Genomic DNA, 25980 nt, shown 5'->3' on the forward strand with positions numbered 1-25980 from the left:
ACCAGAGAAGCTAGCTTCTCTGGTTTAAATATATTTTTTAAAACTGTCAACCTATTTTAGGACGACTCACCATTCTTCTAATTTAGCATCATCAATAACATACTTTTTGTACTTACCGTCTTTATATCTGTGATAAATAAACACGGGCATTAATATAAATGCCATAAACATTACACCTAAACCCATTACTATTGGAGCTTTAACATGTTCTGTTTGTAATAAATATGTTCCTATAGCCATCCATATTAAAAAAACTATAAAAAGCGCTAAAACAACGTATTTCATATTAAAAAAATTTATTGCAAAGTTAAATAAAAAACCCTCAAAGCTATTTTGAGGGTTTTCTATAGTTTTTATAATAGAAAATTACATTTTCATTAACCAAGATCGCATATCAACTTCTTGTTTAATAATTGATCTTAGTTCGTCTATTTTCACACGCTTTTGTTCCATAGTATCTCTATGTCTAATGGTTACCGTGTTATCTTGTAATGTATCATGATCTACTGTGATACAAAATGGTGTTCCGTTAGCATCTTGTCGGCGGTATCTTCGTCCTACTGCATCTTTTTCATCATAAGAAACATTAAAATCCCATTTTAAATCTTCCATAATTTTACGTGCTACCTCTGGTAATCCGTCTTTTTTAACTAATGGTAAAATTGCTGCTTTTGTAGGCGCCAATACGGCTGGTAATTTTAATACTGTTCTTGTTGTATTGTTTTCTAGCTCTTCTTCTACTAATGAATTTGAGAAAACAGCCAAAAACATTCTATCTAAACCTATGGAAGTTTCAACTACATAAGGCACATAATTTTTATTGTCTTCATGATCGAAGTACTGTAATTTCTTCCCTGAAAATTCCTCATGTTGTTTTAAATCGAAATCTGTACGTGAATGGATTCCTTCTAACTCTTTAAATCCAAAAGGAAACTTAAACTCTATATCTGCAGCAGCATCTGCATAATGAGCTAATTTTTCATGGTCATGAAAACGATATTTATCTGCTCCCATACCTAATGATAAGTGCCACTTTAATCGTGTTTCTTTCCATTGTTCGTACCAATCTTTTTGTGTACCTGGCTTTACAAAAAATTGCATTTCCATTTGTTCAAATTCACGCATTCTAAAAATAAACTGACGTGCAACAATTTCATTACGGAAAGCTTTTCCTGTTTGTGCGATTCCAAAAGGAATTTTCATTCTTCCAGTTTTTTGCACATTTAAAAAGTTTACAAAAATACCTTGTGCTGTTTCAGGACGTAAATAAACTTGCATAGAACTGTCTGCAGAAGCTCCTAATTGAGTTCCAAACATTAAATTAAATTGCTTAACATCCGTCCAGTTTTTACTTCCAGATAATGGACATGCAATCTCTAATTCTTCTATTAATAACTTTACATCTGCTAAATCTTCATTTTCTAAAGACTTTGCTAATCTAGATAAAATAGTATTTATTTTTTCTTGATATCCTAATACTCTACCATTCGTAGAAACAAATTCTTCTTTGTTAAAGGCGTCTCCAAAGCGTTTTTCAGCTTTTTTAACTTCTTTTTCAATTTTAGCTTCAATTTTAGCACAATAATCTTCTACTAAAACATCTGCTCTATATCTTTTTTTACTGTCTTTGTTATCAATTAAAGGGTCATTAAAAGCATCTACGTGACCAGAAGCTTTCCATGTAGTAGGATGCATTAAAATTGAAGCATCTAAACCTACAATATTTTCATGCATTTGTACCATGGCTTTCCACCAGTACTCTCTAATATTCTTTTTTAATTCTACACCATTTTGTGCATAATCATATACCGCACTTAAACCGTCATAAATTTCTGATGATTGAAAAATATAACCGTATTCTTTAGCGTGTGATATTACCTTTTTAAATTGATCTTCTTGTTTTGCCATAGTGCAAAAATAAATTAATTACCTAAATATTTACATTCAAAAACATACATTTGTGAACAATTGCTAATTAACTGTTTTTATTAAGACTATGAAAAAAAAGTACTTTATTTTCTATTTATTTTTTGTTTTTCAATACTGTATTAAAGCTCAGGTTACTAAAACACCTGCTGCATCATGGATTCAATTAACAAATTATGATGTAAATCCTAAGGTAAACGAGGAAGATATTGCTGGTGGAAGTTTAATTTTATTGTATGATGAACAAATTGATATTGATAAACAAGAAAGCTATTTTAAAAAGCAATTAAGATTACCGAAAATGTTGGTGTTCAATCTTCATCAGCATTAAATATATCATATGATCCAAATTATCAAACTCTTGAAGTAAATTCTTTAAACATCATTAGAAATGGTGAAAAAATTGACAAACTTAAAACCACTGATTTCAATGTAATTAGAAGAGAATTAAATGCAGAAAACTATATTTATGACGGCTCTTTATCTGCTATGACAAATATTTCTGATGTTAGAGTTGGAGATGTTATTGAATACAGTTATACAATAAAAGGATTTAATCCAATACATAAAGGCAAGTTTTCTACAAGTTTTAGCTTAGAAACTTCTCAGCCTGTTGGTAAAATGAGTGTTATTTTACACAGTAAAAAACCTTTAAAAACAAAACTTTTTAATTCTGAAGAAAAGCTTAAAGTAAATAAAAACAATAGAGGCTTTACGTATTCTTATGTGAAAAATAACATTCCTGCATTTGAATATGAAGACAACACACCATCTTGGCATATAAGTGCTGGCTTACTGGATATTTCGAACTATAATAATTGGAAAGATGTTGTTGATTGGGGAGTAACCGTATTTAAAGACAACAAAAACTTATCAGCATCATTAAAAAAGAAAATAAATCAGATTGATAATAATGAGGAATTTGAAGGCAATAAAATTAAAAAAGTTATAGATTTTGTTCAAAATGACATTCGTTATTTAGGCTTAGAAAGTGGAATTGGTGCTTATAAGCCCTTTCACCCTAACAAAGTATTTGCACAACGCTATGGAGATTGTAAAGATAAAAGTTTACTTGTAGCAACTATGCTGAACAAAATGGGGATTGAAGCTTACCCAATGTTAGTAAATACTTATTTAAAAACTACTATTAATGATTTGTTACCATCTGCTCAAGTATTTGACCATTGTGTAGTTAAAGTGATTGATAGTGAGAAAAATGAACTGTATTACGATCCTACTATATCAAATCAGGGTGGTACTTATAAAAACATAACTTTTCCTAATTACAAATACGGTTTGGTATTAAAAAAAGGGAATACAAAGCTTGATGAAATTACAGCCACGCAAGAAAATTTAGTAGAAGTAACAGATAATTTTCTTATTAATAAAGAGACTCAAAGTGCTATACTAAACGTAACTACAGTTTATTACGATAGTGAAGCTGACGGCATAAGAGAGTATTATAAAAACAACAGTAAAACATCTATAAAAAAAGAATATGAAAGTTATTATGCTAAGTATTATTCTGGTATCAAAAGTAGAGAAACACCAGAGTTTTTAGACAATATTGAAAACAATACCATTACTGTTATAGAATCTTACCAAATTGATAGTATTTGGAAACCCTCTCAGTATGAAGAAAAACAATTAACAGCAGATTTTTATCCGTATTCTATTCTAGACATGTTAAGTATGCCCAATGAGGATGAAAGAACAACTCCTTATTACTTAACATACCCAACAAAAAGAAAACATACTACAATTATAAAAATGCCTGGACATTGGGAAGTTGAGAATTCTGAGGTTAATATTGATAATAATAACCTTACTTTTAATCAAACCGTTAACTACGACCCTTATAATTATATAATAACCCTAGAGACAACATTTAAAACATTAAAAGATCATGTTAGTGTTAATGAGTTTGAAAAATTTAATCAAGGATTAAAAAAAATAGATAATTCAATAGGTTATAGTTTATGGATGTACGGTAATGGCACAAATTCTTCAGTTAAATGGGCATCTATATTTGGACCTATACTTTTTATAATCTTACTAATTATTTATGTTTTTATAGCTGTTAAAATATATCAATATGACCCTATACCTACAGTTGAATCTTATTTTGAAAAAAACAAACAAATAGGTGGATGGCTTGGATTAATAGGTTTAGGGTTATGTATTTCCCCTTTAAGGGTTATGGTTGATTTGATAAACAATCCTATTTATATGACCGGTGACTGGATAATTTTAGGTGGCGATAGCAATAGTACACTTTCAATGTTACTTTTCTTTGAGCTTTTATTTAATACATTTATTATAGTGTTTTATCCATTAGCGATTATCTTATTTTTTAAGAAGAGAAGTAGTTTTCCTAAAATATACTCAATCTTTTTAGTTGGAAATTTACTATTTGTATTTTTTGATTTACTAATAGCAAACAGTGTAAATGACATAAATGTTTTTGATACTGAAAATATAAATTCACTCCTAAAAGTCTTTATTTCTACATCATTAATAGCACCTTACTTACTATTTTCTGAAAGGTCTAAAGAAACATTTATACAACGTTTAAAACCAAAAAAAGAGGAAGTTTAAACTTCCTCTTTTTTTTGGTTTATTATGTGTATCATTATTTTAGTTTAACAGATGTGTTTCCTGAAAAAACTCCATCTACAAATACATTTACAATGTACTCACCACTTTTTATAGCATCTCTATTTACTAGAGTAAGTGACATAACATTTAATTCATTATTGTCATAATTAGCTTTAATTTCATCACTATATTCAATTTCTAAACCATTTTCTAACTTGGTAACATCTTCTGCTGCTATCACATTTTTATCCAAATCGTGAATTTGAACATGAATTGTTTTACTTCCTGGGATAGTGAACTCATTTTCTGGTAACTTAAAGTTTACTCTAAAGGCATCTGTTCTACTAGATCTTGTAGTTGATGTTAAACGACCACTGCTTCTTTCCTTTAATGCTGTAACAACAATATTTTCTGCTTTTAAAGCACCAGCATAGTTAATCTTAGCTTGTAATCCTTCAGCATACTTTAATAAAGAATCGTTGCGAGTTGCTAATTGTTTAGAAATAGAATCTTGTAAACTAAGCTCTCTAGTTACAGCTAGTTTAGCTTCTTCTAATTCTTTATTTAACATATTTAATGAATCAACTTTGTTAAATAAAATTCTGTTTTGTCGTTCTAAAGTAGCAACTTGGCGTCGATACTTTCTAATTAAATCGAAGTTGTTAGTTTCTAACTTTTTGACAGAATCACGTAAAGCAATAATTTTGTTTACTTCTCTAATTAATCTTTTAGATAATTCTTTCTTTTTAACAGATAAATCTTTGTAATCTGCGATAATTTCGTCTAATTCTTCTTGAAGTGCGACTTTTTCGTCAATAAACGCTTTATTTAAACGTTGATAGTCTGAGTGTTTTTTGTAACTAAACAAAGACAAGCCAAATAGTATTAGTATTAAAAAATACAATAACTTGTTGTTTTTGTCGGGGGATTGATTCATTATGTTTACGATTAGGGGGTTAATATATCATATGTTAATTCAAATACTTTTTACATAAACAATTAATTTGGGCTCAAAATAGCAATTTTATTTGAGTTCTAAAACTCTATTTCCAATTAATACTCCATCTAGATATACATTTACTGTATATTTTCCTTCATGAATAATTTTACTATCAACTTCTGCAAGGGACACAAAAGAAATTTCTTTTTTATCGTAGTTCACATTAAATACATCACTATACAACAAACGCTTTCCATTCTTTAATATTGTATTACCATCAGCAGAAATTACATTTTTGTTTTCATCTATTATACTCACATACAGTTTTTTAACTTCAGATTTAGCATACTCATTGGCTAAAAAAGTAAGATTAATTTTAAAAGCGTCTGTACGTTTAGAACGGGATGTTGTGGTATATTTTCCACCACTCTTTCTTTTCATTGCTATAATTTCCAAACCATCAATTTCAACAGTAGATACTTTATCAATTGTACTTTCAAGTTCCTTATTAGTATGTTTTAAGTTAACATATCTTTTGGCAATTTTCTTATTGATGTTTGTTTGTTTATTTAATTCCTGACGCACACTAATGTTTTCTACTTGCAACAAACCATTAACCTGGTTTAATGAATCTACTTGTGCAAATAATAATCTATTTTCTTTCTCTAAAGTCGAGATTCGCTTTCTGAAACCTCTAATCAAACCATAATTTTCTTCTGAAAGGTTTTTTACAGAGTCTTTAAGGTTCACAATAATTGTACGTTTTTCTCTTAAACTTGAAGATACTTCTATTTTCTGACTAATAACCTCGTCATAGTCAGTAATAATTTTATTAAGTTCTAATTCAAGCTCTTTTTTTTCGTCATTAAATGCTTCTTGTAGTTTGTGGTAATCAGTTGCATTTAAATACGATAAAAAACCAATAGCTAAAATTAAAACCAACAATAATATAATGATGCCTCTGTTTTTATTTTTTGAGCTCATTTTTGGGGATAATTAATGTGGTAGTTCCGTATACTGGCAGCTAAAATACTATTTTTTAGCACATTTGTATATAAAAGCTGGTGGAAAATTTAATAACTCAAAGCTTAAACTTACGTTATTACCAAAAATCTCTTTAAGTTTTCCATAGTATGAAAGGCTGTATTGAAACTGGGTGAAGTATCCTTTTTGCTTCAAAATTTTATAGGAAGCTTTTAAAATAGTACTCGAAATTTCTTTAGGTATAATAGTAAGAGGTAAACTTGAAACTACATAATCTGCTTGTTTAAAGCCTAGTTTATGTATTTCTTCCTCAATATCTTCTGCAGAAACATTTAATACGGTTAATTGTGGATGCGCTATTTTTTGAAGCTCTTTGTAAAAAGAATCGTTTATTTCAAAACAAACTAAATGTGTATTTGGTTTAATTTTTTTTAAAATGTGCTTTGTAATAGCTCCATTACCTGGGCCTAACTCTACAATTAACTTAGTATCACTAAAATTTACGGGCTCTAGTAATTCATTAGCTAAAAAACGTGAGCTGGGTGTAACAGTGCCAGATGTTTTGTAGTTTTTTAAAGCTTCTTTAAAAAAATTAAATTTTCTACTCAAAATTAATAACCTTTCTTTTTTGTATATTCATAGAATATTACAGCAAATATGCAATTTTTAAAAGACATTACACGACTGTTTTATCCTGAATTATGTGTGAATTGTAATAATAATCTTTATGACAATGAATTAATACTTTGTACCAGTTGTAATTTTAATTTACCACTATTAATTATAAACGATTATAGTAACAATTTTGTTACACAGTGTTTCTATGGAAAAATTCCTGTTAAACTTGGAGCATCTTTATTGGCTTTTAAAAAAGAGAACAGTACACAGCAAATTATTCATGATTTAAAATATAAAAACAATCAAGAGGTTGGTAATTTTTTGGGTTACTTACTAGGTAAACAGTTAAAAGAAAGTACAAAATTTTCTAACATAGATTATATAATTCCTGTTCCCTTACATGTCAAAAAATTACAGCAAAGAGGTTACAATCAGGTAACAACTTTTGCAAACACAATAGCTAACGAACTTAATACAAAAGTGAATACTCAAGTTTTAAAACGAGTAAATAAAAATACGTCGCAAACATTTAAAAACCGTTTTGAACGTTTTTCTGATACCAACACAACATTTGAAATCACCGATACTAACACTTTAATAAACAAGCATGTTTTACTGGTTGATGATGTAATTACAACAGGTGCAACTCTTGAAGCTTGTTGCAACGAACTGTTAAAAACTAAAAATATTACTATAAGCATAGCAACCATGGCTTTTACAGAAAAATCATAGTAGTTTTTTACTTACTTTTGAACTTTAACTAAAAACACACCCGTGAAGTTATCTAATCAATTATTAATTATTGTTGGTTTTATTGGTATTGTAAGTAGTTGTGCAAGAAAAGGTAGACCACAAGGTGGACCTAAAGATGAAACTGCTCCAATAATGGTTATTGCAAAACCACCACATGAAACAACTAACTTTGAAGAAAAAACCATCAAAATTTATTTTGATGAATATATTGTTTTAAAAGACTTAAATAAACAATTAGTAATTTCACCACCTCTAAAAAATCCGCCTTTAATAACTCCACAAGGAACTCCAAGTAAATTTATTAGTATTAAACTACTTGATACACTTAAGCCCAATACTACGTATACATTTAACTTTGGTAGTGCAGTACAAGATAACAATGAGAATAATAAGTTAGAAAATTTTAAGTACGTATTTTCTACCGGAAATTATATTGACTCCTTAACTACTCAAGGAACTGTTGCTGATGCAATATCTCCGAAACTTAAAAAAAACATTAGTGTTTTATTGTACGAAATAGATAGTACTTATACAGACTCTATAGTATACAAACAAAAACCAAGTTATGTTGCAAATACTGCTGATTCTTTAAATTACAAATTCACTAATTTAAAACAAGGAAAGTATTATGTTGTTGGATTAGATGAAACTTCAACAGATTATATTTTTAATCCTAAAACAGATAAAATTGGTTTTATAATTGATACTATTAACCTTCCTAAAGATTCAATTATTAAAAAACCATTAACCGTATTTAAAGAAGAACAAAAATTTAACTTTAAGAGAGGAAAAGAAGCTGTTAAGGGAAGAATAGAGTTTGGATTTGAAGGAAAACAAACCGATTTTAATGTTAAATTACTATCTAAAGTACCTGATACCTTTAAAGCCTTCACACAGCTTCAACAAGATAAAGACACTTTAAACTACTGGCATACTCCAATTGAAGCTGACTCTTTATTGTTTGAGGTTAAAAACAACGCTTTTTTAGATACAGTGACTGTTTTTTTACGTAAAGAAAAAATTGATTCATTAGCCGTTAATTCTAATGTAAGCAATGTGTTGCATTTAAATGACACCTTATTTTTAACAACCAACACTCCTATTACTAAAATAGATACTACTAAGTTTTCTTTAGTTGATAAAGACACTGTTTCAGTAACTCATCAAATCAAACAAAAATCAATTAATAAAATAGCGGTTCTTTTTGAAGCAAAACCAAAAAACAGGTACACGTTAGACGTGTTACCAAAAGCAATTACTGATTTATTTGAGGTTGCAAATGATAGCTTAAACTATAAATTTGGAACTAAAGATACCGAAGATTATGGAAGTATTACTTTAACAGTAGATAAAAAAGTAGAAAGCCCTGTGATAATAGAACTATTAATAAAAGATAAAGTTGTAAAAACTAGTTATATCAAAAATAGCCAAATAGTAACTTTTGATCTTTTAGAGCCTAAAGAGTACACTATTAGAGCAATTATAGACGCTAATGGAAATAACCAATGGGATACAGGTAACTTTTTAAACAAGACACAGCCTGAAAAAATAATTTACTTCGATAAACAACCACAAGTTAGAGCCAATTGGTCCATAAATGAGAATTTTATAATTGAATAAAAAAAGTCCGAAGTTGAACTTCGGACTTTTTTATTAGTTATTTTTTTTAGACCACGTATCTCGTAATCCAACTGTTTTATTAAAAACTAGTTTCTCTGGAGTACTATCATCATCTACATTAAAGTAACCTAAACGTTGAAACTGGAATCGATCTCCAATAGCAGCTGTTTGTAAACTAGGTTCAACATATGCAGTAATTACCTGTAAAGATTCAGGATTTAAAAACTCCATAAAATCTTTGTCTTTATGTCCATCTGGTGCTTCATCAGAAAATAATCTGTCATAAACTCTAACTTCTGCTGGAACTGCATGTTGTTTAGATACCCAATGTAAAGTTCCTTTAACCTTACGTTGACTTTCTTCAGTACCGCTTCCTGATTTACTTAAAGGATCGTAAGTACAATGAATTTCGGTAATATTACCGTTTTCATCTTTTACACAACTTTCTCCCTTAATAATATAAGCGTTTTTTAAACGTACTTCTTTACCAATACTTAGTCTGAAATACTTTCTATTTGCTTCTTCTTTAAAATCGTTTCTTTCTATGTACAGCTCACGAGAAAATGGCACTTCTCTGGTTCCAGCATCCATTTCCGGATTGTTTTCAGCAATTAAAATCTCTTCTTGACCTTCTGGGTAGTTGGTAATTACTAATTTAACAGGATCTAGTACTGCCATTACACGATTAGCCGTTTTGTTTAAATCTTCACGAATTTTAAACTCTAATAATGCAACATCAATTAAATTTTCTCTTTTAGAAACTCCAACCGTTTCAACAAAATTCCTAATAGCTGCAGGTGTATACCCTCTTCTTCTCAAACCAGAAATTGTTGGCATTCTTGGATCATCCCAGCCAGAAACAATACCTTCTTCTACTAATTTTAACAACTTACGCTTACTCATAATAGTATAGCTTAAGTTTAAACGTGAAAATTCACGTTGTTTAGGTGTTAATGGAAATGCTTCTTTACTGTAATTGTAAACATTATCTCTAAACCAATTGTATAAATCTCTGTGAGGTTTAAACTCTAAAGAACATAATGAATGAGATACTTGTTCAATATAATCACTCTCTCCATGTGTCCAATCGTACATAGGATAAATAACCCAATCATTTCCTGTTCTATGATGTGCTTTATGTAAAATTCTATACATAATAGGATCACGCAATAACATGTTTGGTGAAGCCATATCTATTTTAGCACGTAAAACATGAGTACCTTCTTCGAACTCACCTTTTTTCATTTTTTCAAAAAGATTAAGGTTTTCTTCAACAGATCGGTCTCTAAACGGACTGTTTGTTCCTGGTTCTGTAGGTGTGCCTTTTTGGCTTGCCATTTCTTCAGATGATTGGCTATCTACATAAGCTTTATCATCTTTAATTAATTGAACTGCCCAATCATATAATTGTTGAAAATAATCAGAAGAATAACACTCTTTATCCCATTGGTAACCTAACCATGCAACATCTTTTTTTATAGCATCTACGTAAGCTTGCTCTTCTTTTGCTGGGTTAGTATCGTCAAAACGAAGGTTTACAGGTGCGTTATATTTTTCTCCTAAACCAAAACTAATTCCTATAGCTTTTGTATGACCTATATGAAGGTAACCATTAGGTTCTGGCGGAAATCGAAAACGTAAATTTTCTTTTGGCATTCCGTTAGCTAAATCTTCTTCAATAATTTGTTCTATGAAGTTTAATGATTTTTTTTCTTCTGACATCTTCTTTGTTAATTGAATCAACAAAATTAATTAAAATTACAATGCTATCAACTACTATTTTATGGGTTTTACCATTGGTTTTATGCTCTTTTTACTATCGCTTTAATTTCTTCTGAGGAAAGTATGGTAATTTGTGGTTTTTCTGATGCCAATTTATACATGCATTCTGCAATGGTTTTAGCAGGGATGGATCTGTATTTTTTTATTGATCCAACTAACAATGGATTAACTAATTTCATAAAAACATTACTAAGATCTTCTAAAAACCTTTTTTCTTGTCGGTTACCAGAAATTAATGAAGGTCTAAGTATATAAGTGTTTTTTACTTGATAACGGAGTACTTCTTCTTCCATCTCTCCCTTTGTTTTATTGTAAAAAATAGTACTGTTTTTATTAGCTCCTAATGCAGAAACTACCGCAAAAAACGGGATGTTATTTTCTTTACACAATGCAGCTGCTTTGGTTGGTATTCCATAATCTATTTGCTTGTATAATACTTCATCATTAGTTTTAGCTTTGGTGGTTCCTATGCAACAAAAAACCTCATCAGCATGAAACCTGTTTTTAAAATCTTCAAGATGAATAATATCTCCTAAATGCTCTTCAATTTTAGGATTTGATAATTTCGCCGAGCTTCTAGAAAATAATTTTATTGTTGAATATGAATCGTCTAATAAAAGCTTATTTAATAATAAACCTCCAACTAACCCTGTTCCGCCTAATATAATAGCTGTTTTCCCCACTTTAGTTTGTTTGATAACGTAAAAGAGCAGTGATTTACCACTGCTCTTTTATATTGTTGATATTCTAAAATTACTTAGAAAATGTATTGTTTAATCTATTAACATCTGCCATAAACCCTTTTGGATCTATAACTACAGATTTTACTTCTTTACTAACATTAAACGTATATGTTGGATACGCCCATCCCCAATCTTTTAACGTAGTTACTTCACCTGGTTTGCATCCTCTCATCATTTCTAATGGAATATTAAATAATTCTGCTGTACCATCAGTATAAGTTACCTGAACATCTAAAGGCATTGGCATAGCTCCAACGCGTTCTAAAGTTATTTGTTTATTATTAACCAGCTTTACACCGTAATCTATGGTATTGGTTGTTTGTGTCCATTCATTTAAATACCAATCTAAATGTATACCTGATACTTTTTCTGCAGTTCTTTTGATATCGTTTGGCGTTGGATGTTTAAAAGAAAAGTCATTAAAGTATTTTTTTAATGTTTTTGCTACGTTCTCTTCTCCAATAATATACTCTAACTGACTTAAGAAAATATTCCCTTTACTGTAACTTGCTATACCGTATGCTAAATTAGTCTCATATCTATCTGCATGTGTTGTTAAAGGCTTTTCTTTACCTGTTTTTATTAAGTATTCGTAACCTTGGTAAGAGCCTAAATGTGGATTCGCTTTATTCTTACCTAAAATATCATTTTCTGCCTTATTAGAAATATAAGTAGTAAACCCTTCGTCCATCCAAGGATGCTTGCTTTCATTAGTTGCTAATAAAAACTGAAACCATGTATGTGCTAACTCATGAGCAGTAACTCCAAACAAGCTCCCCCAACTTCTTTTTCCAGTAATTAGGGTGCATTGTGCGTATTCCATACCACCATCTCCTCCTTGAATTACGGAGTATTGTTTATATGGATATGGACCAATATGATCACTAAAATACTTTAACAACTCTGCTGTTTTAGGTTGTAATTTCTTCCAGTTTTCTTTGTATTTTTTTTCTAATGTTTTTTTGTACAAAAAATGAAGCTTTACATTATTTTCTGTAGTAAAAATATCATGCTGATATTCTGGATCTGCTGCCCAAGTAAAATCGTGAATATTATTTCCTTTAAACTTCCAAGTTAGCTTTTTTCCTTTTGGTAATTTTAATTTTTTAGAAGCATCTTCATAACCATGACCTACTTCTTGAGGGTTTTGAAGTGTACCTGTAGCACCTACAACGTAGTTTTTATCTATATGTAATGTAACATCAAAATTTCCCCAAACACCATGAAATTCTCTTGCAATATATGGTGGAGTATGCCATCCTTCAAAATCATATTCCGCCATTTTAGGATACCATTGCGTCATTGATAACGCTACACCTTCTTTACTATTTCTTCCAGATCTTCTAATTTGTAATGGTACTTGGCCGTCAAATTCCATTTCAAAAGTTACCGTTTCTCCTGATTTAATTGGCGAGTTTAACGTTACCTCTAAAATAGTCCCTACAGTTTCATAAGTAACTGGCTTTCCATTTTGACTTAATGAATTAACTTTAATATATCCTATTTCATTAGGACTAAGTTTAGCTATTCTACTTTCATACTTAGGTGCTTGTTTAGAACCTAAATTATTTACCATTCTACCATCTGGATCTGCAATATCTTGTAAACGCGCATCCATTTGTGAGTTTGGTTGAAACGCATTGAAATAAAGATGGTAAAAAACCTTATCTAAATCGTCTGGAGAGTTGTTTGTATAATTTAACTTTTGTTTTCCTCTATACTGAAACTTTTTAACATCCATATCAATATCCATGGTATAATCAGCTTTTTGTTGCCAATACCCGTTATTGTTATGAGAGGTTTCTTGAGCTGTTGCGACACAAGCAAACATCAATATTAAAGAAATTGAATAAATAATTTTTCTCATAAATTGTTAGTTTTAAAAAAGAAAAAAGAGCATTTTACAATGCTCTTTCTTATAATTTGAATGTGGTTTATCTTCCGTTAACCATTCTGTCAGCCATACGTAATGCGTTATATGCATTTACTACACGACCAGAAACTGATAAACTTGAAAAAGGTACTAGTTCGCCTTCTGGATTCTCTCTAGATTGTGAACCTGGTTTTACTACATTTAAGTCTATTTTTATACCAGAATTCATTAAAATTCTTTTTACTTGTGAAGCTGTTAATTCTGGATAATAAGACCTTACTAAAGCAGCTACACCTGCAGTAGCTGGAGACGCCATAGAAGTACCACTTATACTTTGATAATCATTATCTGGGAATGTTGCATAAATTTGAACTCCAGGAGCAAAAACATCTACATTCTTTTTACCATAATTAGAGAAGCTTGCTGGTAAATTTTTTGAAAAATTAGAACTCATAGCTCCAACGGTTAAAAAATTATCTGATACTTCATTTAATAAATCTGGAGCATCATTTGGATATGTTTTTTCAACATCAATATTTTCACCTGAGTTACCTGCTGCATTTACTATTAAAACATCATGTTTTGCTGCATACTTAATTGCATCGTAAACCCATTCTTTTTGTGGTGAATATCCTTTACCAAAACTTGTGTTAATAACCTTGGCACCATTATCAACTGCATAGCGTATACCTAAAGCAACATCTTTGTCATACTCATCACCGTCTGGCACAGCACGAACAGCCATAATTTTAACATTTGATGCTACACCATTCATACCAACTCCGTTATTTCTAACAGCACCAATAATCCCTGATACGTGAGTACCATGAGATTCTCCTTTTTTCGTATGACCTGTATTATTATCTCCGTAACCAGGGCTATCATTAATGTCATTTGGGTTGTCACCAAGAACGCTTCTGTAGTCTGTTTTTAAGCTTTCTCCGCTTATTGTTTTCTCAGCTGAATCAACAAGTTTAGTTAACTCTTCTTTAGCAGCTGCTAAAGATGGTAATCCGTAAGAAAACATTTGTAAAGCTGTTTGTTTTGCTAAATTTAACTCAGCATCTGAAGTATTAATAGCAGCTACTTCTTGATTAGTATAATCTGCTTTGTCAAAATATTTTTGTAAAATATTATCTGCTTTGGTTACTCCTCCTAAAATAGTACCGTAACGAGATTTATTTGTTTTAGCTTTATCTACTTCTTTTTTATAAAACTCTTTTACTTCAGCTACTGTAGCAGCATCTGCAATAGAAGGGTCTTTTAAAATACGTTCGTACTCTAAATTCTCTTTGTATATTTTTCCTAAAAAGTTCCAACCGTTAATATCATCTACATAACCATTTTTGTCATCGTCAATATTATTTCCTGGAACTTCATCAGTATTAACCCAAGCATTTGCTTTTAAATCTTCATGCTTTAAGTCGGTTCCGCTATCTACTACTCCAACTACTACTTCTACTCCGGTTTTTCCTTTTAAAAATTCATAGGCTTTATTAACACTCATACCAGGAATGGTATCAGTAGCTAAATCTAAATGCATCCAGTTATTTTTTTCTGTATCTGTTAACTCGGCTTTTTTAGCAGGAATGTTAATAGCTACGTTAGAACCTTGCGGTACTGGTATTTTACTCACAGTTTTACAACTAGCTAACATTGCCATTGCTACTGTTGAATAAAAAACAGGTTTTAAAATTCTCATAATCTGTCTCTTAATTAAATATATCGGTAAATTTGTGTGTTTGTTTTACTCTTACTCCTTTTTCTGTGTGTTGTACTGTTATTAGTTCATTTTGAGCATCATGCTCTAAAAACAAATAAAAATTATTGTCTGCAGCTTCTTTTAAAAAGGCTTCTTTTTCTTTTAAGGTAAGTAATGGCCTAGTATCATATCCCATTACATACGGAAGTGGAACATGACCTGCTGTTGGCAATAAATCTGCCATAAAAACTATGGTTTTATCTTGGTATTGTAGTTTTGGTAACATTTGCTTTTCTGTGTGACCATCTTTAAACAATACATCAAAACCTACATAATCTTTTGCATTTAAGTGTAAAAAATTAAGCTGTCCACTTTCTTGGATTGGTAAAATGTTTTCTGATAAGAAAGAGGCTTTTTCTCTTGCATTAGGATTCACTGCCCAATCCCAATGGCGTTGATTACTCCAAAAACGAGCATTTTTAAAAGCTGGTTCATAACCTGTTCTTTCTTTATTCCATTGAATTGCTCCTCCGCAATGATCAAAATGTAAGTGTGTTAAAAATACATCTGTAATATCATCTCTGTGAAAACCGTATTTTGCCAATGAGCTATCTAAAGTAGCATCTCCATACAAATAGTAATAACCAAAAAACTTGTCTGTTTGTTTGTTTCCAATACCTGTATCAATTAAAGTCAACCTGTCGCCATCTTCAATAAGCATACAACGCATGGTCATTTCAATCATATTGTTAGCATCTGCAGGGTTCGTTCTTTGCCATAATGATTTAGGCACAACACCAAACATTGCACCACCATCTAACTTAAAATTTCCGGTTTCAATAGGATATATACGCATAATTAACAAAGATGCATTTTTTTTATGATATCTTTTGTTAATAAAATTAAAAAATACAACGATTTAGTAACGTTGTTTTGAAACTAAAAAGGTTGCTCTAATAAAAATCCAATAGTAAAATTACCATCATTAAAAAAGATAACCTCCTCACATTTAGTAGTCTCTACTATTGCTTTGTAAATATTTAAGCCCGATTGCACCTTTTTACCTTTAATTGCAGCTAAATTATTGTAGTGATTAGCATTATTACTTAATGGTATGTACGATTTTTTTTGATTTAAATCTGGTGAGGCCATTTGATACGGAACACCTCCTAAAATAAAACAATACTTACTTTTATGTTTTGGCACCTTAGATGCAATTTTAGAAACCTCTTCATAAACTTCTTCATCATAAGCTCCTTTTTGATGGTATTTAGATCCGTGAGTTTCTAAACCTATTACAATAGAATCTTTTAAAAATGAAATTTTTGTATTTCCTGAACCTAGGTCCACAACAAACGAGTTTTCATGATATCCTTTTGGTAATGCTGATTTTAGTGCAAATTTAGCTTCTTCATGAGGTGAAACTACTTTTACTTCATGACCAATATTTTTAAGTTCATTAACCATTAATTTTGTTAAATCTTCTTTAATAGCTCCTGAACTAACTACAAAATGTATTGCTGATGAATCTAAACCTTTATGAAGTAATTTTTGGATATAATCTTGTAATTTTTGATTAATTACATGGGTATTTGTCATTCCCTCAGAAATCAAACTAACTCCGTATTCTCTATCTTTTAAAATCCAATTTTTATTTTTATCAACTTCTATAACAAATGAATTAAAACCAGACGTACCTAATTCTACAACTCCTTTTAACTTACCTTGTACAGGTTTTGTTGGAGTATATATAAAGGTTGTCTGTTGCTTTTTTGAATGTGTTTTTTGTTTACAAGAAAACATACCTAAAAAGCATAACAAAAGCATACTAAATTGTACTGTTTGTTTCATTAAACTTAATTATGTGTAGGGTTAATAGTAGTATAAATTAAGTTATTCAAGCGTAAATATATAAACTTAAGTTTAGTAAACGCTATAATGTATATTAAATAAAATAAATAATGGTGTAGGTTTTAATATGGTTGTTCCAACAAAAAACCAATTGTAAAATTAGCATCCCAATCAAAAACAACGGTATTAGTTTGAGAAGCTTCATTAATAGCTTTAAAAATATTTAATCCACATGCTACTTTTTTTCCTTTCTTACCCACAACCTCTTCATAAGTTGAAATATCCTTATTTAAAACAGTATATCTTTCGTTTCCTTTTCTTAAAGACTTAGCCATTTGATATGGAACACCTCCAATTATAAAACTCTGAATTAAACGTTGTTTGGGTAATGTTTTAGTTCTAGTATAAACATCATCATAAACAATTTTATCTTCAATGTTTTTTAAAAAATACTTTGCTCCATAAGTTTCTAAACCTATAATTTTATCCTCATTAACGTATGAAATTTTTGTATTTCCAGATCCTATGTCTATCACAAAAGCGGTTTGTTCATATTTTTGAGGTAATACTGCTTTTAAAGCATACTGCGCTTCTTGTTCTGCTGTAACATCATTTACAACATACCCCATTTTATTTAATGCCGCTTTTATATTTTTTGTGATATTTACCTTTGCTGCTCCTGAACTGATTACAAAGTGAATTTGATCTGCCTCTACTCCAAAATCAATAATATTTTGGATATATTTTTTTAATTTATTTTGAATTTCTAATGCGTTTGTAGCAGATTCAGCTACAAAGCTATTTCCATATTCTTTATGTTTAATCTCCCAATTTTTATCTGCATCAACATTTATTATAAAAGAATTAAACCCCGAAGCTCCTAACTCTACAACACCTTTTAATTTTCCATTTATTGGTTTTATAGGTTGGTATTTAAATTCTGATTTTTTTGATCCTGATACTATTTGATCTTGAAAGACAATTGTAGACTTTTTAAATAACGAATCATTTTCAATCTTTTTCACCCATGACACAAGACTAAAAACTGTTACTATAAAAATGATTAAAAAGGAAAACCTTTTCATTATATGTTAGATTTAATTGAATTGATAATTTGTTTTATAACCGAATGGTTTTTGGGGGAAGATGCGCAAATATAAAACATTTATTTAAATAAAAAGCTCAATGATAGTACATTGAGCTTTTGAGGTGCCGAGCGGATTCGAACCGCTGTAGATGGTGTTGCAGACCACTGCCTAGCCACTCGGCCACGGCACCTTTTATTGATTAGGACTGCAAAAATACAACTTTTATTGTTTAGCGCAACTTTTTTTTAGTTTTTACGTGTTTTTGTTAAAACAATAACTACTTCGCCAACATTCCCTCCTATTGGTGGATTAATTTTAGCTACGCTTACTTTTGCTTTTTTTACCATAGGAATTTCATTAAAAATCCTATCAATAATACGTTGTGCTACATGTTCTAATAACTTAGCTCTAATAGCCATTTCTTCTTTTGCTATTTTATTTAAATGCACGTAATCAACCGTATCCTGTAATTCGTCTGAAAAAGCCGATTTATTCAAATCGGCTTTTATTTCTATATCAACACGGTATTCAGATCCAATTTTAGCTTCTTCTTCTAAACACCCATGATTAGTATATATTTTTATATTGTTTACTTTAATAGTACCCATTTACTTTTTTTGGTAAAAATAACTTACTTTATTGTAAATTCTTGTTTTTCGTTAGCTATTTTAACAGTTACAGTTCCTTTAGGTAAATAAGTTTTACCATTTTTAGCTGATTTTAACACAGCTTCTTTATTAGCATTTTTATATGCTTTTATTCCTTTTTTATTGAAAGAAACATCAAAAACAACTTCGTTAAATCCTTTTTCTGCTTCCTTAGTAATAGTATTTACTAAAACATCATCTAAATAAAATTGCAAACTTACTTTTTTGTTCGAATTTACATAAAACGGAATGAAAACTTCTGGGGTATTTGGTGATAACCATTTACTCCATGAGCTTCCCCAAGAACCTCTTTTTCTTATAGAATTGATTGAAAAAATATGAACCTCTTTATTTTTGACCTCATCTGTTAAACTCTGAATTGCTGCTATATTGGCTTTATACAAGCTTCTTCCATGAGTTCCTAAAATTAAGTGTTTTGCTTCTGGTTGTATTACCAAATCATGAACAGCTACATTAGGTAAATTTTTATTGAAAATATCCCAACTCTTTCCTTTATTCAAAGAAACATAAGCTCCGTTGTCTGTACCCAAATACAAAACGTTTTCATTTGCTGGATCTTCTTTAATTACATTTACTGGAGAAGCAGGTATGTTATTAGCAATACTTGACCAAGTTTTACCATAATCTTCAGATTTGTATACATAGCTAGTAAAGTCATCAAAACGATATCCGTTTAAAGTAACATAAACACGTTCTTTTTTATGCTTAGAAGCAATTACTCTACTTACCCATAAATTTTTAGGCAAATTGTCAGATATTTTCTCCCATGTACCTCCACTATTTTTAGTGATATATACCAATCCATCGTCTGAACCTGTGTAAATTAAACCAAATTGAAAAGGACTTTCACTAATACTGGTTAATGTACCGTAGGCTACATTTCCTTTTTTTCCTCCATTAGTTAAATCATCAGAAATGGTTTCCCATGTGTTACCTTTATTTAAAGATCTATGTAATTTATTACCGCCTAAATATAAAATATCTTGGTTATGTTCAGAAAGTTGAATTGGTGTTTGCCAATTAAACCTATATGGGCTTTCCCCTAATTGATGTTTTGGTTGAATATATTTTTGAGACCCCTTAGCTCTATCAATTCTATAATAATTTCCGAATTGATACCCCGTGTATACAATATTTGGATCTCGGCTGTCTACTGCTACTTGCATTCCATCACCTCCCATTATTGATTCGTATGGATTTTGACCTGTTTGTTGCCAAGACTTATCTATTCTTGCGTTGTGTTTTGCTACCCAAACACCATTGTCTTGTAAACCTCCATATACACGATATGGTTTTTGATTATCTGCATAAACCGAGTAAAACTGTCCTACTGGTGGTACATTTAACTTTGTCCAACTTTCTCCATCGTCATAAGAAATATTTAAACCACCGTCATTACCATCAATTAAGTGACCTTTTTGCTTTGGGTTTACCCATAATGTTTGGTGATCTGCATGAACATTTTCTTTACTAATAGACGTAAATGATTTACCGCCATCTTTTGATTTTAAAATAGGAACACCTAAAACATAAATTCCATTTTTATCTTGCGGATCCACACGAATTTCACCAAAGTAATATCCATAAGAATAATATAAATCATCTAAATATCCGTCATGTGTTTTTTTCCATGATTTACCTCCGTTTTCTGTTATAAAAACCTCAGCACCTATAACAGGTGTGTCAAATAATAATGAATTAGCATCTTCCAAATACTTTGCTAAATCAATTGGTTTTACAGAACCTACTCGAACCATTTGTTTTACATTTTCTGCTCTGTATTTTTCTTGAAAACCATTCATTTTTAAGTATGAATTCAGTTTTTTATCAGATAACTTTAAAAAAGCATCAACAGACATGGTTTTAAAATCATCTTTGGATAATGCATTTGAATCATCTTCTTTTTTATCATTTTCATCAGTTCTTCTAAACTGATTATCATGAAAAGCGTATACAACATCATCATTAAAAACTGCTAATCCAATCCTACCTACACCATTTCCAGATGGAAATCCGTTGTTATCAGAAATTTTAGACCAAGAAGCACCTGCGTTGGTAGATTTATATATTGCAGAGTTTTTACCATCTCCATCAAAATTCCATGCTTTACGCTCACGTTCCCAAGCGGCAGCATATAAAATATTAAAATTATTTGGCGATGCTTGAACGTCTATAATTCCAGTATTTTCATCTATATAAAGAGTTTTTTTCCAGGTTTTACCTCCATCCGTGGTTTTATATAAACCTCTTTCGTTATTTGAAGAATATAAGTGACCTATTACACCTACAATAACCTCATTTGGGTTATTAGGATTAATTAATATTCTACTGATATGATGAGAATCTGGCAAACCAACATTGTTCCAGGTTTTACCTTTATCATCTGACTTTAAAACACCAATACCTGCATATGATGATCTTGATGAATTTTTTTCACCTGTTCCTACCCAAATTGTACCATTTTTCCAATCTACAGCAATATCTCCAACATTTTGAGTAGGAGAATTGTCTAAAATAGGACTAAAGGTAGATCCGTTATTAACAGTATGCCAAACTCCACCAGAGGCATAACCAACATAAAATTCAGCAGGGTTATTGGGGTTTACATCCACGTCAACCACTCTTCCACTCATTACAGTTGGACCAATATTCTCAAAAGGGATATTTTTTACTAAAGACTGAGCTACGAATTGCTCTTTTTGTTTCAATGCATTTTGGACTTCTGTAGCTGAAGTAACCTTTTGTTGGGCTAAAGTTACAGAACTTGCTAAAAGAAGTAGTATAGAAAGTTTTTTCATTGATTTTGATTATGTTTTCATCAAAAATAAAAAATACTTTTTGATTTATTTTTTAATTAGCTTTGTAAAAAAACCACCATGCATGTTTTTATCCTCTCTGTAAGTGGATACATCTACTCTACGAGCAGACTTTTTGACGAGGCCGAAAAAAGAGGGCACGATGTTTCGATTATAGACCATACTAAATGTTCTGTTTTTTTAAACAATGGTAAAAAGCAAATTTTTTTTGATGGTGATGATATCATTAATGAACCTGATGTTATTATCCCAAGAATAGGTACTTCTGTTCATAAACACGGAACTACTATTGTAAAAGAATTTGAAATGAATGGTGTATATACTACCGCGAGTTCTAAAGGAATTACCACATCACACAGTAAAATTAATTCGCTTCAACTATTAAATAATCATAATTTACCTATACCAAATACTGTTTACTCTATTAATAAAGAAAACGTGGAAGAACAACTTGCCTTGTTAGGTAAGGCGCCTGTGATTATTAAACTACAAGAAGGAACTCAAGGTATGGGTGTTATGTTAGCAGAAAGTAAAAAGTCAGCAATTTCTATTATTGATACTTTTAATAGCATGAATAAAAGTATTATGCTACAAGAATTTGTAAAAGAAAGTAATAGTGAAGATATTAGAGCATTTGTTGTGGGAGATAAAGTTATAGCTGCCATGAAAAGAAAAGGCACTAAAAATGATTTTAGATCTAATATCCATAGAGGTGGTAAAGGCTTAAAAGTTACGTTAACTCCTCAAGAAATAGATATTGCTGTAAAAGCGGCTCATAGCTTAGGTTTAACTGTTGCTGGTGTAGACCTAATTCGATCTAAAAAAGGACCTTTAATTTTAGAAGTAAACTCAACACCTGGACTGCAAGGTATTGAAGCGTATACCAAAATAAATGTTGCAGAAGAAATTATAAAGTATTTAGAAATTACATGTTCGAAAAAGAGTACAAAAATCAAGAAGTAATTATACGTGGACAAAGGGTTGGTTTAAATGAAACTAAACTTATAAAAATACCAGTTGATAGATTACCAACTGGTACATTAATAGAAATTCCAGTATATGTTTTTAATGGTAAAGAACCTGGACCAAGTATTTTGCTTCAAGGTGGTTTGCATGGTGATGAAACCAATAGCGTAGAGTTGGTTAGAAGAATGTTAATAGACAAATCATACAAAATACATAGAGGTTGTGTAATTGTTGTTCCGCTACTAAATGTTTTTGGTTTTTTAAATCTTTCTAGAGATATGCATGGAAAAGACGTTAATAGAAGCTTTCCGGGTTCTCAAAAAGGATCTTTAGCTAGTAGAATGGCTTATTATCTTATGAAAGAATTAACAGAAAACATCAACTTTGGTATCGATTATCATACAGGAGGTGAACAACGAAGTAATTATCCGCAAATTAGGTACACTCCTAATGATGAAAAAGCAGAAACCTTAGCCGAAATATTTAATGCTCCTATTACTTTTGAGTCTAAACTAATTTCAAAATCGTTTAGAAACGAATGTTATAAACACAATATTCCTATTATTGTTTATGAAGGTGGAGAATCTTTACGTTTAAATGAACATGCTATTCAAGAAGGTATAAATGGAACACTTAGAGTTTTAAAACACTTTAACATGATAAGTGAACATGTTAGTGTTCCTGAAAATCAACCAACAATAAAAGTTCACTCTAGAAGATGGATACGAGCAAAAGTTGCAGGTATTTTTAACGCTACTGTAAACAATGGTACTGCTGTTAAAAAGGGGCAAATTTTAGGCCATATTATGGATACTTATGGAGAAACTAATTTTACTGTAAAAGCTCCTTTTGATGGTTATATTATTGCTAAAAACAATTTTCCAATTGTTAATATGGGAGATGCTTTGTATCATTTTGGCTATTAAAAAAGAAAATTACCATAAGACACCTGATAACTATCAATTTAAAAGGTTTTAGAAAGAAATCTTACTTTTAAAAAAAATAAAAGCGTTAAAAAACTAATTTTAACGCTTTTTTTAATTTACAAGACCTATAACATGTACCTTTGTTATCTATAAAGAAATATAACTTTATTTATTTCTATACACATATTTATGACATTCGAATCGTTAGGGCTAAAAAAAGAGCTTTTAAAAGCCATTGAAGAAAAAGGATATACCACACCATCTCCAATACAAGAAAAAGCAATACCAGAAATTTTAAAAGGAAAAGATGTTCTTGCTTCCGCACAAACGGGAACCGGTAAAACAGCAGGATTTACACTACCTATTTTACAAATAATTACAGATACAAAAAACCCGAAATTTCGTCCAATTAGAGCGCTTATATTAACTCCAACAAGAGAACTGGCTGCTCAAATCTATGACAATGTTAAAGATTACAGTAAACACCTAAATATAAAATCTACTGTAATATTTGGAGGTGTAAAACCACAAAAACAAATTGCTACCATAAGAAATGGAGTTGATGTTTTAGTGGCTACGCCTGGTAGACTTTTGGATTTGCATGATCAAAAGGCACTCTCTTTAAAAAGAGTTGATATTTTAATTCTTGATGAAGCAGATAGAATGTTAGATATGGGATTTGTTAGAGATATAAAAAAAATAATAGCTCATTTACCAAATCAAAGACAAAACTTGCTTTTTTCAGCTACTTTTTCAAAAGAAATCAAAAAATTAGCTCAAGGTATTTTAACAAACCCTTCATTAGTAGAAGCTGCTCCAGAAAATACCACAGCTGAAATGGTAACACAAAAAATATATCGTGTTCCAAAAAGTAGAAAAGCTGCTATGGTTATTGAACTAATTTCAGAAGGAAACTGGGATCAGGTCTTGATTTTCACCAGAACTAAGCATGGTGCAAATAGGTTATCCGAAAAACTACAGAAAAAAGGTATTTCTTCTGCTGCAATTCACGGAAATAAAAGTCAAGTGGCAAGAACAAAAGCTTTAAAGGGATTTAAAGAAAACACTATTCGTGTATTAGTAGCTACAGATATTGCTGCACGTGGTTTAGATATTCCATTATTACCTCACGTAATTAATTATGAGTTACCTAATATTCCTGAAGATTATGTTCACAGAATAGGAAGAACAGGTAGAGCTGGGGCAAGCGGAGAAGCTATTTCTTTAGTTGCAAAAGAAGAATTAGAGTATGTAAAAAACATTGAGAAATTACTACAACAGAAGTTAAAAATTGTTGAATTAGAAGGTTTCGATCTTACTCCTACTGAGCAATCAAAACCAAAACAATCTTCACCAAAAAAGTCTAAACCATCTCAAAATAATAAACCTAAAAGAAGTTTTAATCGTAAAAAGAAATCAAACGATACTAAAGAAAACAACTCAAAATCAACTAAAAACAAGCGAAACAATTATAAGAAAAGGTTTAAAAAAGCCCCAAAAAAAGATAGTAAAGAATAATTTAATGTAAACGAAAACTTATAATTTACATTATGTGTTTAGAGACTTATTTTAAAAAAGTAATTAATAACCCTAATCTACACAAAGATTTACCTGAAATTTTATCCTTTTTTGAAAATAAAACACTTCAAAAGAATGAATTATTGGTTGAAACAAACACTATTTGTAAATATTTTTGCTTTATAGAGAGCGGTATTTTACAACATAATATTAATGTAAATGGTGAAGAAAAAACTACATATTTAGCTTTAAAAAGCTCATGTACCTCAGCATTAAAAAGTTTTCTACAAAAATCTCCATCAAGAAAAAACATAAAAGCTTTAAGTAATTGTAATTTATGGGTGATAACTCATGAAAACTTTAAATACTTACAAAACAACAATACTGCTTTTCATCAATTTTATTATAATTTAATTGAACAACAAATTTTTTTAATTGATGATTATAGAATTAACTTATTAACACTATCTCCAGAAGAACGTTATCAAAAACTACTAGAAACAGAACCTACATTGCTTCAACAGGTTCCGTTACATTACTTAGCTTCATTTTTAGGTATTTCTACCAGACATATGAGTAGAATTCGAAAAAATACAAAATAACGCCAT

22 protein-coding genes and 1 tRNA gene are annotated in these 25980 nt (G+C 30.3%); 8 read left to right on the forward strand and 15 right to left on the reverse strand.

The genetic code is table 11. The annotated features are described in order from the left end of the window. Positions 1-66: 66 nt before the first annotated feature. Positions 67-285 carry a hypothetical protein gene (locus ACFQ1U_RS03245; RefSeq protein ID WP_386105266.1) on the reverse strand — a complete coding sequence of 73 codons (219 nt, stop codon included), beginning with the start codon at positions 283-285 and terminating at the stop codon, positions 67-69. A gap of 81 nt (positions 286-366) precedes the next feature. Continuing rightward, entirely contained in the window at positions 367-1908 is a 1542-nt protein-coding gene (locus ACFQ1U_RS03250; RefSeq protein WP_386105268.1) for a glycine--tRNA ligase, read from the reverse strand. A gap of 88 nt (positions 1909-1996) precedes the next feature. On the opposite strand from ACFQ1U_RS03250, the gene ACFQ1U_RS03255 reads away from it, so the two are divergent. Further along, entirely contained in the window at positions 1997-2257 is a 261-nt protein-coding gene (locus ACFQ1U_RS03255; protein ID WP_386105270.1) for a hypothetical protein, read from the forward strand. Positions 2258-2259: 2 nt separating this feature from the next. Then, a complete protein-coding gene (locus ACFQ1U_RS03260; protein ID WP_386105425.1) occupies positions 2260-4524 on the forward strand; it encodes a DUF2569 family protein in 2265 nt (754 codons plus the stop codon). Positions 4525-4558: 34 nt separating this feature from the next. Here the strand turns inward: ACFQ1U_RS03260 and ACFQ1U_RS03265 are convergent, their stop codons facing one another. The 3 genes from ACFQ1U_RS03265 to ACFQ1U_RS03275 form a co-directional block, all read right to left on the reverse strand. Next, positions 4559-5461 (reverse strand): hypothetical protein, encoded by a 903-nt coding sequence (locus tag ACFQ1U_RS03265; RefSeq protein ID WP_386105272.1) that lies wholly within the window; start codon positions 5459-5461, stop codon positions 4559-4561. 87 nt (positions 5462-5548) lie between these two features. Then, a complete protein-coding gene (locus tag ACFQ1U_RS03270) occupies positions 5549-6448 on the reverse strand; it encodes a hypothetical protein (protein ID WP_386105273.1) in 900 nt (299 codons plus the stop codon). A 48-nt stretch (positions 6449-6496) separates the two neighbouring features. Then, positions 6497-7057 carry a class I SAM-dependent methyltransferase gene (locus ACFQ1U_RS03275; RefSeq protein WP_386105275.1) on the reverse strand — a complete coding sequence of 187 codons (561 nt, stop codon included), beginning with the start codon at positions 7055-7057 and terminating at the stop codon, positions 6497-6499. Positions 7058-7105: 48 nt separating this feature from the next. Here ACFQ1U_RS03275 and ACFQ1U_RS03280 point away from each other — a divergent pair, with 48 nt between their 5' ends. Next, positions 7106-7798 (forward strand): ComF family protein, encoded by a 693-nt coding sequence (locus ACFQ1U_RS03280; protein ID WP_386105277.1) that lies wholly within the window; start codon positions 7106-7108, stop codon positions 7796-7798. Between the two features lie 42 nt (positions 7799-7840). Then, positions 7841-9439 carry an Ig-like domain-containing protein gene (locus ACFQ1U_RS03285; RefSeq protein WP_386105279.1) on the forward strand — a complete coding sequence of 533 codons (1599 nt, stop codon included), beginning with the start codon at positions 7841-7843 and terminating at the stop codon, positions 9437-9439. Between the two features lie 33 nt (positions 9440-9472). Here ACFQ1U_RS03285 and ACFQ1U_RS03290 read toward each other — a convergent pair whose 3' ends face one another. The 10 genes from ACFQ1U_RS03290 to ACFQ1U_RS03335 all read right to left on the reverse strand — a co-directional run bounded on the left by ACFQ1U_RS03290 (position 9473) and on the right by ACFQ1U_RS03335 (position 21944). Next, a complete protein-coding gene (locus tag ACFQ1U_RS03290; RefSeq protein WP_386105281.1) occupies positions 9473-11161 on the reverse strand; it encodes a glutamine--tRNA ligase/YqeY domain fusion protein in 1689 nt (562 codons plus the stop codon). A gap of 80 nt (positions 11162-11241) precedes the next feature. Then, positions 11242-11904 (reverse strand): NAD(P)H-binding protein, encoded by a 663-nt coding sequence (locus ACFQ1U_RS03295; protein WP_386105283.1) that lies wholly within the window; start codon positions 11902-11904, stop codon positions 11242-11244. 70 nt (positions 11905-11974) lie between these two features. Beyond that, on the reverse strand, positions 11975-13831 hold the full coding sequence (locus tag ACFQ1U_RS03300; RefSeq protein ID WP_386105285.1) for a M1 family metallopeptidase: 1857 nt from the start codon (positions 13829-13831) through the stop codon (positions 11975-11977). A 67-nt stretch (positions 13832-13898) separates the two neighbouring features. After that, positions 13899-15539 (reverse strand): S8 family peptidase, encoded by a 1641-nt coding sequence (locus ACFQ1U_RS03305; RefSeq protein ID WP_386105287.1) that lies wholly within the window; start codon positions 15537-15539, stop codon positions 13899-13901. A gap of 10 nt (positions 15540-15549) precedes the next feature. Then, positions 15550-16395 carry an MBL fold metallo-hydrolase gene (locus ACFQ1U_RS03310; protein ID WP_386105289.1) on the reverse strand — a complete coding sequence of 282 codons (846 nt, stop codon included), beginning with the start codon at positions 16393-16395 and terminating at the stop codon, positions 15550-15552. Positions 16396-16478: 83 nt separating this feature from the next. Beyond that, positions 16479-17390: a hypothetical protein gene (locus ACFQ1U_RS03315; RefSeq protein ID WP_386105291.1), complete on the reverse strand. Its 912-nt coding sequence runs from the start codon at positions 17388-17390 to the stop codon at positions 16479-16481. Between the two features lie 122 nt (positions 17391-17512). Next, positions 17513-18475 carry a hypothetical protein gene (locus ACFQ1U_RS03320; RefSeq protein WP_386105293.1) on the reverse strand — a complete coding sequence of 321 codons (963 nt, stop codon included), beginning with the start codon at positions 18473-18475 and terminating at the stop codon, positions 17513-17515. A 122-nt stretch (positions 18476-18597) separates the two neighbouring features. Then, positions 18598-18668: transfer RNA gene (locus ACFQ1U_RS03325), tRNA-Cys, on the reverse strand. Between the two features lie 55 nt (positions 18669-18723). Further along, positions 18724-19086, reverse strand: coding sequence for a dihydroneopterin aldolase (gene folB, locus ACFQ1U_RS03330; RefSeq protein WP_386105295.1), 363 nt, complete (start codon positions 19084-19086; stop codon positions 18724-18726). A 23-nt stretch (positions 19087-19109) separates the two neighbouring features. Then, a complete protein-coding gene (locus ACFQ1U_RS03335) occupies positions 19110-21944 on the reverse strand; it encodes a WD40/YVTN/BNR-like repeat-containing protein (protein WP_386105297.1) in 2835 nt (944 codons plus the stop codon). A 78-nt stretch (positions 21945-22022) separates the two neighbouring features. Between ACFQ1U_RS03335 and ACFQ1U_RS03340 the strand changes: the two genes are divergently transcribed. From ACFQ1U_RS03340 to ACFQ1U_RS03355, 4 genes are all read left to right on the forward strand, one after another. Continuing rightward, complete coding sequence (locus tag ACFQ1U_RS03340) at positions 22023-22925, forward strand: ATP-grasp domain-containing protein (protein WP_386105299.1); 903 nt, start codon at positions 22023-22025, stop codon at positions 22923-22925. Continuing rightward, positions 22892-23854, forward strand: a complete 963-nt coding sequence (locus ACFQ1U_RS03345; protein ID WP_386105301.1) for a succinylglutamate desuccinylase/aspartoacylase family protein — start codon at positions 22892-22894, stop codon at positions 23852-23854. The genes ACFQ1U_RS03340 and ACFQ1U_RS03345 overlap by 34 nt, the downstream gene beginning before the upstream one ends. Before the next feature lie 189 nt (positions 23855-24043). After that, positions 24044-25372 (forward strand): DEAD/DEAH box helicase, encoded by a 1329-nt coding sequence (locus ACFQ1U_RS03350; RefSeq protein WP_386105303.1) that lies wholly within the window; start codon positions 24044-24046, stop codon positions 25370-25372. A gap of 32 nt (positions 25373-25404) precedes the next feature. Continuing rightward, on the forward strand, positions 25405-25974 hold the full coding sequence (locus ACFQ1U_RS03355) for a Crp/Fnr family transcriptional regulator (RefSeq protein WP_386105305.1): 570 nt from the start codon (positions 25405-25407) through the stop codon (positions 25972-25974). The last annotated feature ends 6 nt before the right edge of the window (positions 25975-25980 follow it).

The sequence above is a fragment of the Tenacibaculum geojense genome (assembly GCF_042676005.1).
Lineage (GTDB): Bacteria > Bacteroidota > Bacteroidia > Flavobacteriales > Flavobacteriaceae > Polaribacter > Polaribacter geojense.

What these genes read in the sequence shown, in the direction of transcription:
- ACFQ1U_RS03245 (WP_386105266.1), bottom strand. Translation starts at nt 285, where the DNA reads ATGAAATACGTTGTTTTAGCGCTTTTTATAGTTTTTTTAATATGGATG.
- ACFQ1U_RS03250 (WP_386105268.1), bottom strand. Translation starts at nt 1,908, where the DNA reads ATGGCAAAACAAGAAGATCAATTTAAAAAGGTAATATCACACGCTAAA.
- ACFQ1U_RS03255 (WP_386105270.1), top strand. Translation starts at nt 1,997, where the DNA reads ATGAAAAAAAAGTACTTTATTTTCTATTTATTTTTTGTTTTTCAATAC.
- ACFQ1U_RS03265 (WP_386105272.1), bottom strand. Translation starts at nt 5,461, where the DNA reads ATGAATCAATCCCCCGACAAAAACAACAAGTTATTGTATTTTTTAATA.
- ACFQ1U_RS03270 (WP_386105273.1), bottom strand. Translation starts at nt 6,448, where the DNA reads ATGAGCTCAAAAAATAAAAACAGAGGCATCATTATATTATTGTTGGTT.
- ACFQ1U_RS03280 (WP_386105277.1), top strand. Translation starts at nt 7,106, where the DNA reads ATGCAATTTTTAAAAGACATTACACGACTGTTTTATCCTGAATTATGT.
- ACFQ1U_RS03290 (WP_386105281.1), bottom strand. Translation starts at nt 11,161, where the DNA reads ATGTCAGAAGAAAAAAAATCATTAAACTTCATAGAACAAATTATTGAA.
- ACFQ1U_RS03300 (WP_386105285.1), bottom strand. Translation starts at nt 13,831, where the DNA reads ATGAGAAAAATTATTTATTCAATTTCTTTAATATTGATGTTTGCTTGT.
- ACFQ1U_RS03305 (WP_386105287.1), bottom strand. Translation starts at nt 15,539, where the DNA reads ATGAGAATTTTAAAACCTGTTTTTTATTCAACAGTAGCAATGGCAATG.
- ACFQ1U_RS03310 (WP_386105289.1), bottom strand. Translation starts at nt 16,395, where the DNA reads ATGCGTATATATCCTATTGAAACCGGAAATTTTAAGTTAGATGGTGGT.
- ACFQ1U_RS03315 (WP_386105291.1), bottom strand. Translation starts at nt 17,390, where the DNA reads ATGAAACAAACAGTACAATTTAGTATGCTTTTGTTATGCTTTTTAGGT.
- ACFQ1U_RS03320 (WP_386105293.1), bottom strand. Translation starts at nt 18,475, where the DNA reads ATGAAAAGGTTTTCCTTTTTAATCATTTTTATAGTAACAGTTTTTAGT.
- folB (WP_386105295.1), bottom strand. Translation starts at nt 19,086, where the DNA reads ATGGGTACTATTAAAGTAAACAATATAAAAATATATACTAATCATGGG.
- ACFQ1U_RS03335 (WP_386105297.1), bottom strand. Translation starts at nt 21,944, where the DNA reads ATGAAAAAACTTTCTATACTACTTCTTTTAGCAAGTTCTGTAACTTTA.
- ACFQ1U_RS03340 (WP_386105299.1), top strand. Translation starts at nt 22,023, where the DNA reads ATGCATGTTTTTATCCTCTCTGTAAGTGGATACATCTACTCTACGAGC.
- ACFQ1U_RS03345 (WP_386105301.1), top strand. Translation starts at nt 22,892, where the DNA reads ATGTTCGAAAAAGAGTACAAAAATCAAGAAGTAATTATACGTGGACAA.
- ACFQ1U_RS03350 (WP_386105303.1), top strand. Translation starts at nt 24,044, where the DNA reads ATGACATTCGAATCGTTAGGGCTAAAAAAAGAGCTTTTAAAAGCCATT.
- ACFQ1U_RS03355 (WP_386105305.1), top strand. Translation starts at nt 25,405, where the DNA reads ATGTGTTTAGAGACTTATTTTAAAAAAGTAATTAATAACCCTAATCTA.